Below are 14,457 nucleotides of genomic sequence, written 5' to 3' on the forward strand. Positions count from 1 at the left end.
GGTTGATGAGGCGGGTCAGCGTGCTCTTGCCCGAACCTGTCTGGCCGACGATGGCGACCGTTTCGCCGGGGTTGGCGGTGAAGGTGATGTTGCTTAGGACGTGCACGGGAGCGGGGGGGGGGGGGGGGGGGGGGGGGGGGGGGGGGGCCGGCCCCGCAGGGGGTTGGGGGGGGGGGGCGTTTGCCACGGGTGGCGGGCGCGTCCCGGCTCCCCCCCGTGGGGGGGGGCCCCCCCCCCCCCCCCCCCCCCCCCCCCCCCCCCCCCCGTTCCCGTGCACGTCCTAAGCAACATCACCTTCACCGCCAACCCCGGCGAAACGGTCGCCATCGTCGGCCAGACAGGTTCGGGCAAGAGCACGCTGACCCGCCTCATCAACCGCATCTTCGACGCCGACGGCGGCCAGGTGCTCGTGGATGGGGTGGATGTGCGCGATTGGCAACTGGAATCGTTGCGCTCGCAGATCTCCACCATCGAGCAGGACGTGTTTCTCTTCTCGCGCACCATCGCCGAGAACATTGCCTTTGGCGCGCCGGAGGCGACCCAGGCGGAGATCGAGCACGCCGCCCACGAGGCCCAGGCCCATGACTTCATCACCGGCTTCGAGCAGGGGTACGAGACGGAGGTAGGCGAACGGGGCGTGACGCTCAGCGGCGGCCAGCGGCAGCGCATCGCCATCGCCCGCGCCTTCCTGACCAACCCGCGCATCCTCATCCTGGACGACAGCACCAGCGCCATCGACAGCGCCACAGAGGATCGTATCCAGCAGGCCATGTACCGCATCAGCCGGCAGCGGACGACGTTCCTGATCACCCACCGGCTGAGCCAGATTCGTTGGGCGGATCGCATCCTGGTACTGAAGGGAGGCAAGATCGTCGATCAGGGAACGCACGAAGAGCTACTGGCGCGCTCGCGGGATTATCAGCGAATCTTTGCCAGATATGATTAACAGGGGCTAGGGGCCAGGTTCTAGCGGCTAGGACAAGAGACCCCGCCTGGAACCTGGGCCCTGAAAAAGGAGCTATGACAGAGAGTGCATTGGTGCCAGTGGAGCAGAAGACGATTCTCTTCTATGAGGACGAAATCGTGGCTGTGCGCACGGAGGACGGTCGTGTTTTTGTGCCGGTGCGACCGATTATAGAGCGGCTTGGATTGAATTGGAGCGGCCAAAGGCTTCGGCTCCTGCGCGATCCCGTACTGCGAGAGGAGCAACGTGTGTGCGTAATGCACACACTTCGACGTGGGCCGCAAGAAGCCATCTGCGTGCCGCTGGACTACTTAAGCGGGTTTCTCTTCGGCATCAGCGCGGATAGAGTGAATCCCGAATATCGGGAAGACGTGATCCGGTACCAGAAGGAGTGCTATAAGGTTCTCTCGGAAGCGCTCTACGAGGGGCGGCTTATCACCGACCTCACCTTTGATGACCTGCTCCAGACGGCCGACCCGGGCGCAGTGCAGGCGTACCAGATCGCCCAGGCCGTCCTGCGCCTGGCCAAGAATCAGATCATGCTCGAGGCCCGGCTCTCCGGCCGGATTGAGGATCATGAGAGCCGTTTGGTGACGCTTGAGTCGCAATTGGCTGATACCGGCCGGAGCGTCACCCCCGACCAGGCCAGCCAACTGAGCCAGGCGGTGAAAGCGGTGGCGCTGGAGCTGGGGCGGAAGAGCGGTCGCAATGAGTTCGGCGCCATCTACGGGGAGCTTTATCGCAAGTTCGGCATCACGTCCTACAAGATGCTCCCCGCGCGGCGCTTCACGGAGGCGATGCGCTTCCTGACGGAGTGGCACAACAGCCTGACCGAGGCGGGCGGGCCATTCTAGGTTATCGCGAGGAAGAATTATGGGGTTTATTCTGGACGGTCTGGAAACCGAAAGTTACGACCGGCAGTACAGCGACCGCGACCTGCTCGACCGCATTGTGAGCTACTTCCGGCCCCACCGCCGGAAGATGGCGCTTATCGCCGTGATGATCACGCTCAACTCGGTCATGGGCGCGCTGGGGCCGATCGTCATCGCCCGCGCCGTCGGCCTGCTGGAGACGAACACGGCGATCACGACGATCATCCTGATTGCCGTGGGCATCAGCCTGATCGGCGCGGCGGGCTGGGTGTTCAACTACATCCGCCAGTTGTTTTCGGCCCGCGTGACGAGCAACGTGGTGCTGAAGCTGCGCCAGGACGTGTTCAACGCCACTGTACGGCATGACCTGTCATTCTACGACGAGCATCCGTCCGGCAAGATCGTCAGCCGGGTCACGTCCGATACGCAGGACTTCGCCGAGGTGGTGAACCTGACGCTCAACCTGTTGAGCCAGGTGCTACTGGTGGTGTTGCTGATGGGCTACCTGCTGACCATCAACGTCCGTCTGACGCTGCTGTTGCTGGCGATGGCCCCTCTGGCGGCGGCGCTGGCTCTCAGCTTCCGGCGGCTGGCCCGGCGGGTGACGCAGAACGCCCGCCGCATAACGGCCATCATCAACGCCCAGATTCAGGAGTCGATCAGCGGCATCCTGGTCGCCAAGGGCTTTCGTCAGGAGCCGGCCATCTACGCCACCTTCGACGCCAACAACCGGCAGGGCTACCGCGTCGGAATCACCCGCGGCCTGACGCTGTCGGGCATCTTCCCCATCCTGGGCATCGGCTCCGGGCTGGGCACGGCGATCCTGGTCTATGCCGGGGGCATGGCGACGCGCGGCCCGGCGGGCATCGCCCCGGCCGAGTGGTACCTGTTCATGCAGGCCGTCGGCTTCTTCTGGTTCCCCATGACCAGCATCGCCTCCTTCTGGAGCCAGTTCCAGGACGGCCTGTCGGCCGCCGAGCGCGTCTTCGCCCTGATCGACCGGGAGCCGCGGGTGAAGCAGCTCGCCAGCGAGCCGGTGGGGCCGCGGGCTGCCGCAGGGGAGCGGGGAAGCAGGGGAGCAGGGGGGCACGTAGCAAGCAGCGACTCCCCTTCTCCCCTGCTCCCCCGCTCCCCCGCGCTTCCTTCCCCCACCCGTGGCCACATCGAATTCCGCCACGTCCGCTTCAGCTACACCGAGCGCGAAGTGGTGCTGCCCGACTTCTCGTTGGACATCCGCGCCGGGGAGACGGTCGCCCTGGTCGGCCACACCGGGGCGGGCAAGAGCAGCATTGGCAAGCTGTTGACCCGCTTCTACGAGTTCCAGGGGGGCGAAATCCTGTTGGACGGCCGCGACATTCGCCGGTTGGACTTGGGCCAATACCGGCTCCAGATTGGGCTGGTGCCGCAGGAGCCGTTCCTGTTTGCCGATACGGTAGCCAACAACATCCGGTATGGCCGGCCGGAGGCCAGCGACGAGGACGTGGAGCGGGCGGCGCGGGCCATCAGCCAGGGCGAATGGCTGACGTCACTGCCGGCGGGGCTGGCGACGGACGTGGGCGAGCGCGGCGGCAGCCTGTCGATGGGGCAGCGGCAACTGGTCGCCCTGGCCCGCGTGGTGCTGAAGGACCCGGCCATCTTCATTCTGGACGAGGCTACGGCCAGCGTCGATCCCTTCACCGAGTCGCAGATTCAGGAAGGGTTGCAAGACATCATGCGCGACCGCACTTCGCTGGTCATCGCCCACCGGCTGTTCACCGTGCGTCACGCCGACCGGATCATCGTCCTGCGTGAGGGGCGAATCATCGAGCAGGGCAAGCACGAAGAACTGCTGGACGCCGGCGGGCACTACGCGGAGTTGTACAATACCTACTTCCGGCATCAGTCGTTGGAGTATGTGGAGGCGACGAGTTGGCGGGGGAATAGGGATTAGGGGTTAGGGAAGAAGCGCTCCGTATTAGCTTAGAACCCCGGCCTTTATCCTTGATATTGACCGGAAGTAATGGAGCCTTTAGGTAGGGAATGGATTGCGCACGGTGACCGTGTCGTACGTCTGGCCGGCGCTCAGGTCTTCTGACCAGAGTACGCGGCAGCCGAGCTGGCGCGCGCTGGTCAGGATCATGGCATCCCAAAATGAGAGCTGAAGGCTTGTCTGGAGGCGGATCGCCTCCAGCACGTCGCTCACGTCCGGCCGGTGCACCTCCCAGACAGCCAGATCGGCGATGATCTGCGCCGCCGCTTCTGGAGACAGGGGAGCGGCCACCTTGCGCGTGACGTTGACGTAGAACTCCTGCAACACCTGGATGCTCAAGCAACCGGTGCGCTCCCGCCACAATTCCTGGAGCAAGGCCCGCGCCCGCTCGTGTTTCGGTCCGGCCGACCGGTCGTGAGCGTAAATGAGGACGTTGGTGTCAATGAATTGGCGTGGCTTATCGCTCATGAAGTTCGTCTCGAGTCACGTCAGTGCGCCCATGCGTTCCCAGATCGGCGGCGTGTTCCAGCCATTGCAGGTGTCGCTGTTGGGCGCGGCTGTACGCCTCTTCTTGCGCCACCAGCTTCTCCAGTTCGGCCGTCAGCAACCCCGAGACCGACGTCTCGCGTTGGACGGCGATCAGTTTGACTTTGGTCAGGATATCTTTGGGTAGAGAAAGCGTAATATTTTGCGTCCTCATTGCGCCTCCACGCAGTCACGTAGAATAGTGTAGCACGTAAAAGCGTGATTGCAACAGACCTCTGAGGTTTGCGGCAAATCTCAGAGGTCTATACACTTCCCCCATGCTAACCATCGGCCAACTCGCCCGCCAGGTCGGCCTGCGCACCTCGGCCCTGCGCTACTATGAGGCCGAAGGGCTGCTGACCCCGGCCGGCCGCACCGAGTCCGACTACCGCCTCTACGCTCCGGAGAGCGCCGACACCGTCCGCCTCATCCAGCGCGCCCAGCGCCTCGGCTTCTCGCTGGCCGAAATCCGGGCCCTGCTGACCGCCTGGCAGGCCGGCGATCTGGACAATGCCGACCTGCTGGCGACGGCCGAGGCGCGTTATCTGGCTCTGGAGCGCCAGGTCACCGAGTTGCGCGTCCAGCAGCGCGAACTGGAGCTTTTCCTGCAAGACCTGCGCGGCCAGGGCGAAGACGCCGCCCAGAGCGCCTTCGGCCGTCTGGTCGACCGCATCTGCGCCAACCCGTCGGCCGAACCGCCCAGCCACACCGTACTCGACTGGCTGTCGGCCTACACCGATTGCCCGCTGTCGGGCGAGGCGGCCCAGGCCATCCTGGCCCAACTGCGCGGCCAGCACGTCCACATCTGGCAGGAGGGCGACGCCTACCATATCCTCGTCGTCAGCCGCGACCCGGCCGTGGGCGACGCCCTGGCCGAACTGGCTCGCATCGAGGCCGAGTGCCGGGTGCAGCCCAACTCCCACCCCGAACTGCGCGACGACCGCGAAGGGTATCTGCTCATCGCTCACGGCCCGCACGCCTTCATCCTGGCCCGCCTTTTTCTGGCTTTAGAAGAAGAAACTCCTTGACTTTCAACTCGACTTGAAGGTGTAAGATAGGTTCCAGGTTCCAGGGGCCAGGTTCCAGGGAAGAATGCTCTTCCCTGTAACCTAAAACCTGGCCCCTGGAACCGAAAATTCAGAGGGTTGGACTGTATGAGCGAATTACGCTTTCAAGTGACCGGCCTGGATTGCGCCAACTGCGCCCGCTCGGTGGAGACGGGCGTGGCCGCCCTGGACGGCGTCAGCGCTGCGTCGCTTAACTTCACGACCGGCGCGCTGCGCGTCGAAGGCTCCGTCGCGCCGGAGCGCGTTGTGACGCGGGTGCGGGAATTGGGCTATGATGTGGAAGATGGCGGGGGAGCGGGGGAGCGGGGGGGCAGGGGAGCAAGCGGCAAGTGGCAGATAGCAGGTGATGAACAACAAGCACCCGCGGCTGATGCTTCTTTCCCCCCTGCTCCCCCGCCCCCCCGCTCCTCTGCGCCCCTGCTCCCCTACCTTTGGGCCCGCCAGGACACCCGCCTCGCCCTCATCGCCGGCCTGCTCGTCCTGCCGGGCGTGCTGTTCGATGAGCTGCTGCCGGGGCTGGGCGTCTCGTCGCCGCTGTTCGCCGGGATGGCCGTGCTGGCGATGGCGCTGGCCGGCTACCCCATCGCCCGCAGCGCCGTCCGCGCCCTGCGCGTCAACCGGGAGATCACCATCAACTTGCTCATGACCATCGCCGCCGTCGGCGCGGTCATCATTGGGGCCTACACCGAGGCCGGGTTGGTCATGGTTCTCTTCGCCCTGGGCGAGGCGCTGGAAGGCTACACCGCCGCCCGCGCCCGCGACACCATCCGCGGCCTCTCCGCCCTGGCCCCGGCCGAGGCCACCGTGCTGCGCGACGGCGGCGAGGCGCGTCTGCCCGTGGCCGCCCTGCGCGTCGGCGACCGCATCGCCGTGCGCCCCGGCGAGCGCCTGCCGATGGACGGCTGCGTGCTGGCCGGCATGTCGGCCGTCAACCAGGCCCCCATCACCGGCGAGAGCCGCCCCGTGGACAAGGCCCCCGGCGACGAGGTGTTCGCCGGCAGCGTCAACGGCCCCGGCGCGCTGGAGGTCGAGGTGACGCATCTGGCCGAGGATACGACCATCAGCCGTATGATCCGGCTGGTGGCTGAGGCCCAGGAGCGGCGCGCGCCGGCCCAGCGCTTTGTAGATCAATTCGCCCGCGTCTATACGCCGGTGGTCATCGTGGTGGCCCTGTTAGTAGCGATCATCCCGCCGCTGGCCTTCGACGCGCCCTTCTGGAATCCCCCGAGCGCTGACGGAGTCAGCGCCCATGGCTGGCTCTATCGCGCCCTGGCCCTGCTGGTCGTCGCCTGTCCCTGCGCCCTGGTCATTAGCACCCCGGTGACGCTCATCAGCGCCATCAGCAACGGCGCGCGCCACGGTATCCTGTTCAAGGGCGGGTCGGTGCTGGAGGCGTTCAGCCGGGTGCGGGCCATGGCTTTCGACAAGACAGGCACGATCACCCGCGGCGAGCCGGCCGTCGTCGCCGTGCGCGCCGCCGACTGCGCAGAAACCGGGTTTCTCGGAAGAAACCCGGTTTCTACGGCGACCTGCGCCCCCTGCGACGACCTGCTGGCCCTGGCCGCGGCCGTGGAGCGGCGCAGCGAGCACCCGCTGGCCGGGGCGGTGGTGGCCGAGGCGGCGGCGCGCGGCGTGGCCGCGCGCTATCCGGCCGGCGAGGCCGTCACCGCGCTGGCCGGCCGCGGCGTCACCGGCCGGGTGAACGGCCAGACGGTCAGCGTCGGCAGCCACGCCTGGTTCGACGACGGCGTGGAACACCTGCCCCACTGCGACGACATCCGCGCCGCCGACGCCCAGGGGTATACGACGATGCTCGTCAGCGCCGGCGACCATTACCGCGGCTACATCGCCCTGGCCGACACGCCGCGCGAGGGCAGCCGGGCGGCGCTGGCCGAACTGGCGCGGCTGGGCGTCCGGCCGCTGGTCATGCTGACCGGCGACCATGCCGCCACAGCGCAATGCATCGCCGCCGAGGTCGGTCTGAGCGACGTGCGCGCCGGCCTGCTGCCGGCCGACAAGGTGGAGGCGGTGCGGGCCTTGCGGGCCGACCACGGCCACGTGGCGATGGTCGGCGACGGCATCAACGACACGCCCGCCCTGGCCGTGGCCTCGGTCGGCGTGGCGCTGGGGCGCGCGGCCCAGGCGTTGGAGACGGCCGACGTGGTGCTGCTGGGCGACGACCTGCGCCAGTTGCCCTTCGCCGTGCGCCTTAGCCGCGCCGCCATGCGCACCGTGCGCGTCAACGTCGCCCTGAGTCTGATCATCAAGCTGGTCTTCTTCGTGCTGGTGCTGCTGGGCAGCGGCAGCATGTGGCTGGCCGTCCTGGCCGACATGGGCACGTCGCTGCTGGTCACGGCCAACGGCATGCGCCTGCTGCGCCGGCCGAAGTTGGAAGAATAGGACGCTGATGACGCTGATTTGCCGCTGATTTTAGCGGATAAGATACAATTCCGTTTCTTATCGGCGAAAATCAGCGCCCAATCAGCGTCATCAGCGTTCCATTCTTCTTAGGAGGCGTTATGATCCCTACTCGCAGTGAAGTAAACCCCCAGCATACCTGGAACGACGTCAGCGTCTTTCCCACCGTCGAGGCCTGGGCCAACGAACTCGCCATACTTCGAGATGGTCTGGCAGAGGTCGCCGGCTGGCAGGGGCGGCTGGCGGAAGGGCCGGCCGTCCTGGTCGAGGCGCTCTCGGCCATCGAGGCGTTCCGCCAGCGCGTGGAAAAGGTGTCCATCTACGCCGGCCTGAGCGCGGCCGTCGATCGCACCGACCAGGCGGCCACCGCCCGCGCCGGTGAAGCCAGCAGCCTCGCCGGCGAGGCGGAAGGGGCGCTGGCCTTCGTCGAGCCGGAGTTGCTGGCTATCGGACAATCCCGGCTGGCCGAGTGGGCCGCCGCCGAGCCGCGCCTGGCGATCTACGCCCACTACTTAGACGACCTCTTCCGGCGTCAGACCCACGTTCGTTCGGGCGAGGTGGAAGAGCTGCTGGGGCTAATCAGCGACCCATTCCGGGGGCCTGTCGAGACAGCCGATAAGCTGACCGACAGCGACTTCCGCTTCCGGCCGGCCGTGGGTGCAGGCGGCGGCGAGCGCCCCGTCACGCAGGGCACCATCGATGACCTGCTCGCTTCCACCGACCGCGACGCGCGCCGCTCGGCCTGGGAGAACTACCACGACCAGTATCTCGCCTTCAAGAACACGCTGGCGAGCAACCTGTCGACCTCCATCAAGCAGAACGTCTTCACCGCGCGCGCCCGCCGCCACGCGACGACGCTGGACATGGCGCTATTCACCGACAACATCCCCGCTGCGGTCTTCCACAACCTGCTGGCGACCTTCCAACGCCACCGGCCGGTGTGGCATCGCTATTGGGACGTGCGGCGGCGCGCCCTGGGCGTGGAGACGCTGCACACCTACGACATCTGGGCCCCGCTGACGGCCGAGCGGCCGGCCGTGCCCTACGAGCAGGCCGTTGAGTGGATCGTCGCCTCGCTGCGCCCGCTGGGCGACGAGTACGCCGAGACCGTCCGCCGCGGCAGCCTGGAAGAGCGCTGGATCGACATCTACCCCAACCAGGGTAAGGCGGGCGGCGCGTTCTCCTGGGGTTGCCAGGGGATGCACCCCTTCATCGTCATGAGCTACGCCGACGACGCCATCAGCCTGGGCACGCTGACCCACGAGTTGGGCCACTCCATGCACTCGCACCTGTCCTGGCGCACGCAGCCGCCCGTCTACGCCGATTACTCGCTGTTCGCGGCCGAGGTGGCCTCCAACTTCCACCAGGCGATGCTGCGGGGCTACCTGCTGGAGCAGGATATCAGCCGCGCACTGAAGATCGCCGTCATCGAAGAGGCGATGGCGAACTTCCACCGCTACTTCCTGGAGATGCCTACTCTGGCGCTGTTCGAGTGGGAGATGCACAGGCGCGTGGAGGATGGCAAGGGGTTGACGGCCGACGACATGATCGCCTACCTGGCCGATCTATTCGGCGAGAGCTACGGCGACGGCATGGCCCTCGACCGGGAGCGAGACGGCATCCGCTGGGCCACGTTCGGCCATCTCTACGCCGACTACTACGTCTACCAGTACGCCACGGGTATCGCCGGGGCCAACGCCCTGGCGCGACGGGTGCGGTCGGGCGGGACGGATGCGGCTGAGGCGTACCTGGGCTTCCTGCGGGCCGGCGGCTCGCGCTATCCGCTCGACGCCCTGCGCGACGCCGGCGTCGATCTGACCCGCCCCGAACCGGTGGAGGCCGCGTTCGAGGTGCTCTCCGGCCTCATCGATCAGTTAGATGAATTAGGGACTGGGGGTTAGGGGTTAGGGGCTAGGGAAGAGTGCTTCTTCCCTAGTCCCTAGCCCCTAAAACCTAGCCCCTACGGAATCGGCGTGGGCGTGTCGTCGGGGATGGGCGTTGGCGGCGGCGGCGGCTCTGTCGGCTGCTCCGGCTCATCGGTTGGCGGAGGCGGCGGCTCTGTCGGCGGAGGCTGCGTGGGCGGCGGCTGCGTCGGCGGGGCGGTTGTGGCCGTGGGCGGTGCGACCGTGGCCGTTGGCCGCGGGCGGGTGGCCGTCGCCGTCGCCGTGGGCGGCGGGGCGGGGATCGTCCCGGCCACGGGCACGGCAGCCATCGCCGCCGCGTCCAGCGCCGTCAGCGCGCCGGCCGCCACCCAGGCCGGGTCGCCGTTGGGCAGCCGCACGTTGTACCAGGCGCTATCCTCGGTCCGGCCGATGACCTCCACCTCGTCGTTGGCGGCCAGACGGCCGGCAACCGGGTAGGCCGGCCCCGGCCCGCCATAGGCGTTCGTCTCGGCTGACACGCGGGCGCGGGGCGTCGCCGCGGTCGGCACGACGGGCGTCACGGCCGTCTTGCGGGGCAGGGCCGTGGTCGTGGTCGCGGCCGTCGGCCCGGCGGTGGCCGTCACGTCGGCGGCCACCGGCGCATCCGTCGCCTCGGTCTCTTCCGTCGGCGTCGCCTCGTCCGTCCCCTCGAACACGCCCGCCGCCACGGCGGTGGCCGGCGTCGGGGCCGGCGTCGACTCGTTGCCGGTTCCATCGCCTCCGCCGCCGAAGATCAGGTAGGCCCCCACGCCGCCGCCGATCAGCAGCAGCGCCAGCAGGCCCCACAGCCAGACCGGCAGGCCGCGCCGTTCGACGCGCGGCGCGACGGCCACGCCTCCGCCCGTGATCGGCGGCACAACCGCCGTCGCCGCACCGGCCGGCGTGGCGGGGCCTGGCCCCGTCGCGCCGCCGCTGACGCGCTGCGTGGCGGCCAGCGGGCCGGAGTCGCGCGGCAAAACGGTCGTCAGCGCTGGCGAGGAGCCGTGGACGAGACGCGTCAGGTCGCGGGCCAGCGCCACGGCTGTCTGGTAGCGTTCGGCCGGCTGCTTAGCCATGGCCTGGTTGATGACCGCCTGGTACTCGGCCGGCAGCCGGGCGTTGCCCATCGCCTGGATGCTGGGGATCGGCTCGGAGACGTGCTTAAAGGCCAGGCCGATGGGCGTGTTGGCGTCGTAGGGCAGGCGACCGCTGAGCATCTGGAACAGGATGATGCCCAGCGAGTAGATGTCGCTGCGGCCGTCGATCTCGCTCCCCTGCACCTGCTCCGGGCTCATGTAGGCCGGCGTGCCGATGATGCCGCCGACGGTCGTCAGCGAGGCGTTGTCCCCCTGGGTCAGCTTGACGATGCCGAAGTCGGTCAGGTACGGCTCGTTCCACTGATCGAAGAGGATGTTGGCCGGCTTCAGGTCGCGGTGGATGACGCCGCGCTGATGGGCGGCGTCGAGCGCGGGGGCCAGCCGGCCGACGATGCGCTCCGTCTCGGCCAGCGCCAGCGGCCCCTGGCGCAGCCGATCCTCCAGCGAGCCGCCGCTCATCAGCGACATGACCAGGTAGGGCTGGCCGCTCTCCTCGCCGAAGTCGTAGACGGGCACGATGGCCGGGTGCTGAAGGCCGGCGACGATGCGCGCCTCGCGCTCAAATCGGGCGCGGAAGCGGGCGTCATGCAGGAAGTGGAGGGGCAGAACTTTGATGGCGACGTCGCGCTGGAAGTGCGGGTCAAAGGCGCGGTAGACGGTGGCCATGCCCCCCTGACCAATTTCCTCCCGCACGACGTAGCGCCCGATCGTCCTCGCCGCCATGACCGGGTATTATAGCGCGTTCGGCGCAAGGGGAAAGAGAAATCATACCGTACAAGGGTATGAGTCCACCGTTAAAATAGGGCTTATCATCGACCTACATGCTCTCCCATCATATAGTAGTCGTTTAGAATCGAGGTTGTTGAGTGGCTGAAATCATCCTTTATCCTGACATCGTTCTTCCTCGCCTTCGCTATCAATTCTGCCCATTGTGCGCCACCCATTTAACGAAGGGCGTGCTCAACAATGACAGCATTCCAAGGGTGACTTGCCCGGCTTGTGGCTGGGTTCATTACCCCACGAACGCGATAGGGGTGAATTTGATTGTGAGGTATGGAGAGGGTATCGTCGCTATCCTCCCGCCTGATGCGGCACCAGAAGCGCCGGCCGCGCTTCCAGGCGGTCACGTCGAATACGCTGAATCGCCGGAGCAGGCCGCCGTTCGCGAGGCTTACGAAGAGACGGGATTGGTGGCCGAGGTCACCCGTGGCTTAGGCTGGTATTTTGACAGGAATGCCGACTATCCTGGCCCCATGCTCTCCTTTATTTTTGAGTTGCAAGCCATTGGTGGCGCGATGAAGGGGAGTCAGGAAGGGCAAGTGAAACTGTTTCCCCTAGATCGCTTCCCGGCCATCAGCCCGAACAGGAAGGGGAGCAGAAGGGCAATGGACGCCTATCTCCGCACAATGGGCAAGTGATTTTCAAGGGTTTCCATGACAATAGCGTACGTGATTCACGTTCTCGCACGAATGGCGCTGCTGGGCATTGGTCTGCTTCTGTTCGGTTGCACGACCGCGCCGCCGGCTACACCGGAAGTAGTGACGGCCGAGGCGACTGACACTGATCAACCGCCAACTGCCTCTCCCGCTCCGCTCGTGGCCGCGACCGACGCGCCAACCGCCGCCCCCACGGCCACCCCAACCGGTGCCGCCACATCTACACCGACTTCCACGCTCGCGCCCACCTCCGACCCATCCACCTGGGCCACCTACCACGACCCCAACTACGGCTTCTCCTTCCGCTACCCGGCCGAGCGCTGGACGCCGGCCCGACCGGCTGATGACGGCCATTTGCTGTCGCTGACGTATCACGAGATGGCGATCGCGCTGCGCATCAAGGTGAAGCGCTTGGGCGAGGACGCGGACATGCAACTCTATGGCGGCGCGGCCGGCGATTTCGTCCCACAGGGAACGATCCTGTTTCTCGGCGAGGAAGTTGAGCGGACGGCGCTGGTCTATGAGGACATCATCCGGCGCATCTTTTACAATGCAACGAACGTGATCCCGCGCGGCGACCTGCTCTTCAGCCTGGCGCTGGTGAGCAATCGGGACTTTGAGCGCGAGCCGATCGCCGTTGTGCCCGAAGACGTGCAGGCCGAGGCCGACCGCATCCTGGAAACGTTCGCGCTGGACACAACCTCTGCCGGCGAATAAGAAAAGAAACTCACGCAAAGACCGCTAAGGGAGCTAAGAACGCCAAGAAGATAAAGCTTGGCGTTCTTAGCTCCCTTAGCGGTCTTTGCGTGAGCTTCTTCTTACTCTCGGCAATCGATACAACGCCCGTAGAACTCCAACAAATGCCCCTCCACCCGAAAGCCGAACCGCCGGGCGACAGCTTCGGTCAGTTCGCCCAGGGCGCACTCGTCGAACTCCACCACCCGGCCGCAACGGGAGCACACCAGATGGTGGTGGTGGCCGTCCTCCATCAGGATGTAGTGGGCCGCGCCGCTGCCCTGATAGACCGGGCGCAGTAGCCCCAGGTCGCACAGCAGGTCGAGCGTGCGGTAAACCGTCATGCGGCCGATGCGCGGCGCGCGGCGGTGGACGAGCGCGGCCAGATCGTCGGCCGTCACGTGGCCGCCGCTGCCGGCCAGCGCAGCCAGAATGGCCCGCCGCGCCGCCGTCAGCCGGTAGCCGCGCCCGGTCAGCGCCGCTTCCAGAGCCGTCGCGTCGCTCATGCCCGTTCCACCCGGCCCAGGCCGGATCGCCGTTGGCGCAGCGCCGCCAAGGCCAGTGTGACCAGGAAGATGAGGGTCGCCACCAGCACCACCGCTGGGCCGGAGGCGATGTTGAGGTAGTAAGAGGCGTAGACGCCGGCCACGCCGGAAAAGACGCCGATGGCCGCGGCCACGGCCATCATTGTCGGCAGCCGCCGCGTCAGGAAAGAGGCCGTCGCCGCCGGTGTGACCAGCATCGCCAGCATCAGCGCCACTCCGACCACCTGGAGGGCCACAACGATGGTCACGGCGATGAGCAGCAGGAGCAGGTAGTTGAGGAAGGTCGTCGGCAGCCGCAGCGTCTCGGCCAGCAGCGGGTCGAAGGACAGGACGAGGAACTCCTTGTAGAACAGGAAGATGAGCAGCAGCACCACCGCGCCCAGGCCGGCCATCACCAGCAGGTCGCCGGTCGAGACGCCCAGCAGGTTGCCGAACAGGAAGTGGGCCAGGTCAATGGTGTAGTTGCCGCGGGCCGAGAGCAGGGCCACCCCCAGCGCGAACAGCCCGGCGAAGATGACGCCGATGGCCGTGTCCTCCTTCAGCGAGGCGCGTTTGGTCAGGAAGCCGATGCCCAGCGCCGTCAGCACGCCCATGATCAGCGCGCCGACAGCCAGCGGCCAGCCCAGGAAGAAGGCGACGACCACGCCGGGCAGGATGGTGTGGGACATCGCGTCGCCCAGGAAGGCCATGCCGCGCAGCACGACGTAGACGCCCAGCACGGGGCAGACGACGCCCACGATGATGGCCGCCAGCAGGGCGCGGAGGATGAAGTCGTATTGCAGTGGTTCTAACATAGTTTAGGGGCTAGGGATTAGGGGCGAGGGGGGAGGGGAGTAAAATAATAACAAACCCCCAGCCCCCAAAACCGAAAAACCAATACCCCCCCCAAACAAAAAAGGCCACCCCCCCCCCCCCCCCACCCACCATA

At 66.8% G+C, this 14,457-nt stretch carries 12 protein-coding genes and 2 pseudogenes; 8 read left to right on the plus strand and 6 right to left on the minus strand.

All coding sequences use genetic code 11. The annotated features are described in order from the left end of the window. A pseudogene (locus ACE3UY_RS19095) lies at nucleotides 1-100 on the minus strand (ATP-binding cassette domain-containing protein); the annotation flags it as partial. A 177-nt stretch (nucleotides 101-277) separates the two neighbouring features. Here ACE3UY_RS19095 and ACE3UY_RS19100 point away from each other — a divergent pair. The 3 genes and pseudogenes from ACE3UY_RS19100 to ACE3UY_RS19110 form a co-directional block, all read left to right on the plus strand. After that, a pseudogene (locus ACE3UY_RS19100) lies at nucleotides 278-946 on the plus strand (ABC transporter ATP-binding protein); the annotation flags it as partial. A 74-nt stretch (nucleotides 947-1,020) separates the two neighbouring features. After that, a complete protein-coding gene (locus ACE3UY_RS19105; RefSeq protein WP_374689073.1) occupies nucleotides 1,021-1,818 on the plus strand; it encodes a phage antirepressor N-terminal domain-containing protein in 798 nt (265 codons plus the stop codon). 19 nt (nucleotides 1,819-1,837) lie between these two features. Further along, nucleotides 1,838-3,766: an ABC transporter ATP-binding protein gene (locus ACE3UY_RS19110; RefSeq protein WP_374689074.1), complete on the plus strand. Its 1,929-nt coding sequence runs from the start codon at nucleotides 1,838-1,840 to the stop codon at nucleotides 3,764-3,766. 78 nt (nucleotides 3,767-3,844) lie between these two features. Here ACE3UY_RS19110 and ACE3UY_RS19115 read toward each other — a convergent pair whose 3' ends face one another. Then, a complete protein-coding gene (locus ACE3UY_RS19115) occupies nucleotides 3,845-4,273 on the minus strand; it encodes a PIN domain-containing protein (RefSeq protein ID WP_374689075.1) in 429 nt (142 codons plus the stop codon). Beyond that, nucleotides 4,263-4,505, minus strand: coding sequence for a CopG family transcriptional regulator (locus ACE3UY_RS19120; protein WP_374689076.1), 243 nt, complete (start codon nucleotides 4,503-4,505; stop codon nucleotides 4,263-4,265). Before ACE3UY_RS19120 ends, ACE3UY_RS19115 begins: the two co-directional genes overlap by 11 nt. A 103-nt stretch (nucleotides 4,506-4,608) precedes the next feature. Here ACE3UY_RS19120 and ACE3UY_RS19125 point away from each other — a divergent pair, with 103 nt between their 5' ends. The 3 genes from ACE3UY_RS19125 (at nucleotide 4,609) to pepF (ending at nucleotide 9,716) form a co-directional block, all read left to right on the plus strand. Further along, entirely contained in the window at nucleotides 4,609-5,358 is a 750-nt protein-coding gene (locus ACE3UY_RS19125; protein WP_374689077.1) for a MerR family transcriptional regulator, read from the plus strand. A 126-nt stretch (nucleotides 5,359-5,484) separates the two neighbouring features. Continuing rightward, entirely contained in the window at nucleotides 5,485-7,797 is a 2,313-nt protein-coding gene (locus tag ACE3UY_RS19130) for a heavy metal translocating P-type ATPase (protein ID WP_374689078.1), read from the plus strand. Nucleotides 7,798-7,916: 119 nt separating this feature from the next. Beyond that, nucleotides 7,917-9,716, plus strand: a complete 1,800-nt coding sequence (pepF, locus tag ACE3UY_RS19135; protein WP_374689079.1) for an oligoendopeptidase F — start codon at nucleotides 7,917-7,919, stop codon at nucleotides 9,714-9,716. Nucleotides 9,717-9,775: 59 nt separating this feature from the next. On the opposite strand, the gene ACE3UY_RS19140 is transcribed toward pepF, so the two are convergent. After that, nucleotides 9,776-11,536: a protein kinase gene (locus ACE3UY_RS19140; RefSeq protein WP_374689080.1), complete on the minus strand. Its 1,761-nt coding sequence runs from the start codon at nucleotides 11,534-11,536 to the stop codon at nucleotides 9,776-9,778. Nucleotides 11,537-11,679: 143 nt separating this feature from the next. Between ACE3UY_RS19140 and ACE3UY_RS19145 the strand changes: the two genes are divergently transcribed. Both ACE3UY_RS19145 and ACE3UY_RS19150 read left to right on the plus strand, forming a co-directional pair. After that, nucleotides 11,680-12,231 carry an NUDIX domain-containing protein gene (locus ACE3UY_RS19145; protein ID WP_374689081.1) on the plus strand — a complete coding sequence of 184 codons (552 nt, stop codon included), beginning with the start codon at nucleotides 11,680-11,682 and terminating at the stop codon, nucleotides 12,229-12,231. 15 nt (nucleotides 12,232-12,246) lie between these two features. Then, the gene (locus ACE3UY_RS19150; protein WP_374689082.1) at nucleotides 12,247-12,966 is read left to right on the plus strand and encodes a hypothetical protein; all 720 of its coding nucleotides are present in this window, start codon (nucleotides 12,247-12,249) and stop codon (nucleotides 12,964-12,966) included. A 101-nt stretch (nucleotides 12,967-13,067) separates the two neighbouring features. Here the strand turns inward: ACE3UY_RS19150 and ACE3UY_RS19155 are convergent, their stop codons facing one another. Next, a complete protein-coding gene (locus ACE3UY_RS19155) occupies nucleotides 13,068-13,490 on the minus strand; it encodes a Fur family transcriptional regulator (RefSeq protein WP_374689083.1) in 423 nt (140 codons plus the stop codon). Continuing rightward, nucleotides 13,487-14,323: a metal ABC transporter permease gene (locus ACE3UY_RS19160; RefSeq protein WP_374689084.1), complete on the minus strand. Its 837-nt coding sequence runs from the start codon at nucleotides 14,321-14,323 to the stop codon at nucleotides 13,487-13,489. Before ACE3UY_RS19160 ends, ACE3UY_RS19155 begins: the two co-directional genes overlap by 4 nt. Between the last annotated feature and the right edge of the window lie 134 nt (nucleotides 14,324-14,457).

Source organism: Promineifilum sp. (SeqCode) (genome assembly GCF_041918635.1).
In the GTDB taxonomy this organism is placed as follows: domain Bacteria; phylum Chloroflexota; class Anaerolineae; order Promineifilales; family Promineifilaceae; genus Promineifilum.

Excerpts from the sequence above, each read along its gene's own strand:
- ACE3UY_RS19105 (WP_374689073.1), top strand. The coding sequence starts at position 1,021 with ATGACAGAGAGTGCATTGGTGCCAGTGGAGCAGAAGACGATTCTCTTC.
- ACE3UY_RS19110 (WP_374689074.1), top strand. The coding sequence starts at position 1,838 with ATGGGGTTTATTCTGGACGGTCTGGAAACCGAAAGTTACGACCGGCAG.
- ACE3UY_RS19115 (WP_374689075.1), bottom strand. The coding sequence starts at position 4,273 with ATGAGCGATAAGCCACGCCAATTCATTGACACCAACGTCCTCATTTAC.
- ACE3UY_RS19120 (WP_374689076.1), bottom strand. The coding sequence starts at position 4,505 with ATGAGGACGCAAAATATTACGCTTTCTCTACCCAAAGATATCCTGACC.
- ACE3UY_RS19125 (WP_374689077.1), top strand. The coding sequence starts at position 4,609 with ATGCTAACCATCGGCCAACTCGCCCGCCAGGTCGGCCTGCGCACCTCG.
- ACE3UY_RS19130 (WP_374689078.1), top strand. The coding sequence starts at position 5,485 with ATGAGCGAATTACGCTTTCAAGTGACCGGCCTGGATTGCGCCAACTGC.
- pepF (WP_374689079.1), top strand. The coding sequence starts at position 7,917 with ATGATCCCTACTCGCAGTGAAGTAAACCCCCAGCATACCTGGAACGAC.
- ACE3UY_RS19140 (WP_374689080.1), bottom strand. The coding sequence starts at position 11,536 with ATGGCGGCGAGGACGATCGGGCGCTACGTCGTGCGGGAGGAAATTGGT.
- ACE3UY_RS19150 (WP_374689082.1), top strand. The coding sequence starts at position 12,247 with ATGACAATAGCGTACGTGATTCACGTTCTCGCACGAATGGCGCTGCTG.
- ACE3UY_RS19155 (WP_374689083.1), bottom strand. The coding sequence starts at position 13,490 with ATGAGCGACGCGACGGCTCTGGAAGCGGCGCTGACCGGGCGCGGCTAC.
- ACE3UY_RS19160 (WP_374689084.1), bottom strand. The coding sequence starts at position 14,323 with ATGTTAGAACCACTGCAATACGACTTCATCCTCCGCGCCCTGCTGGCG.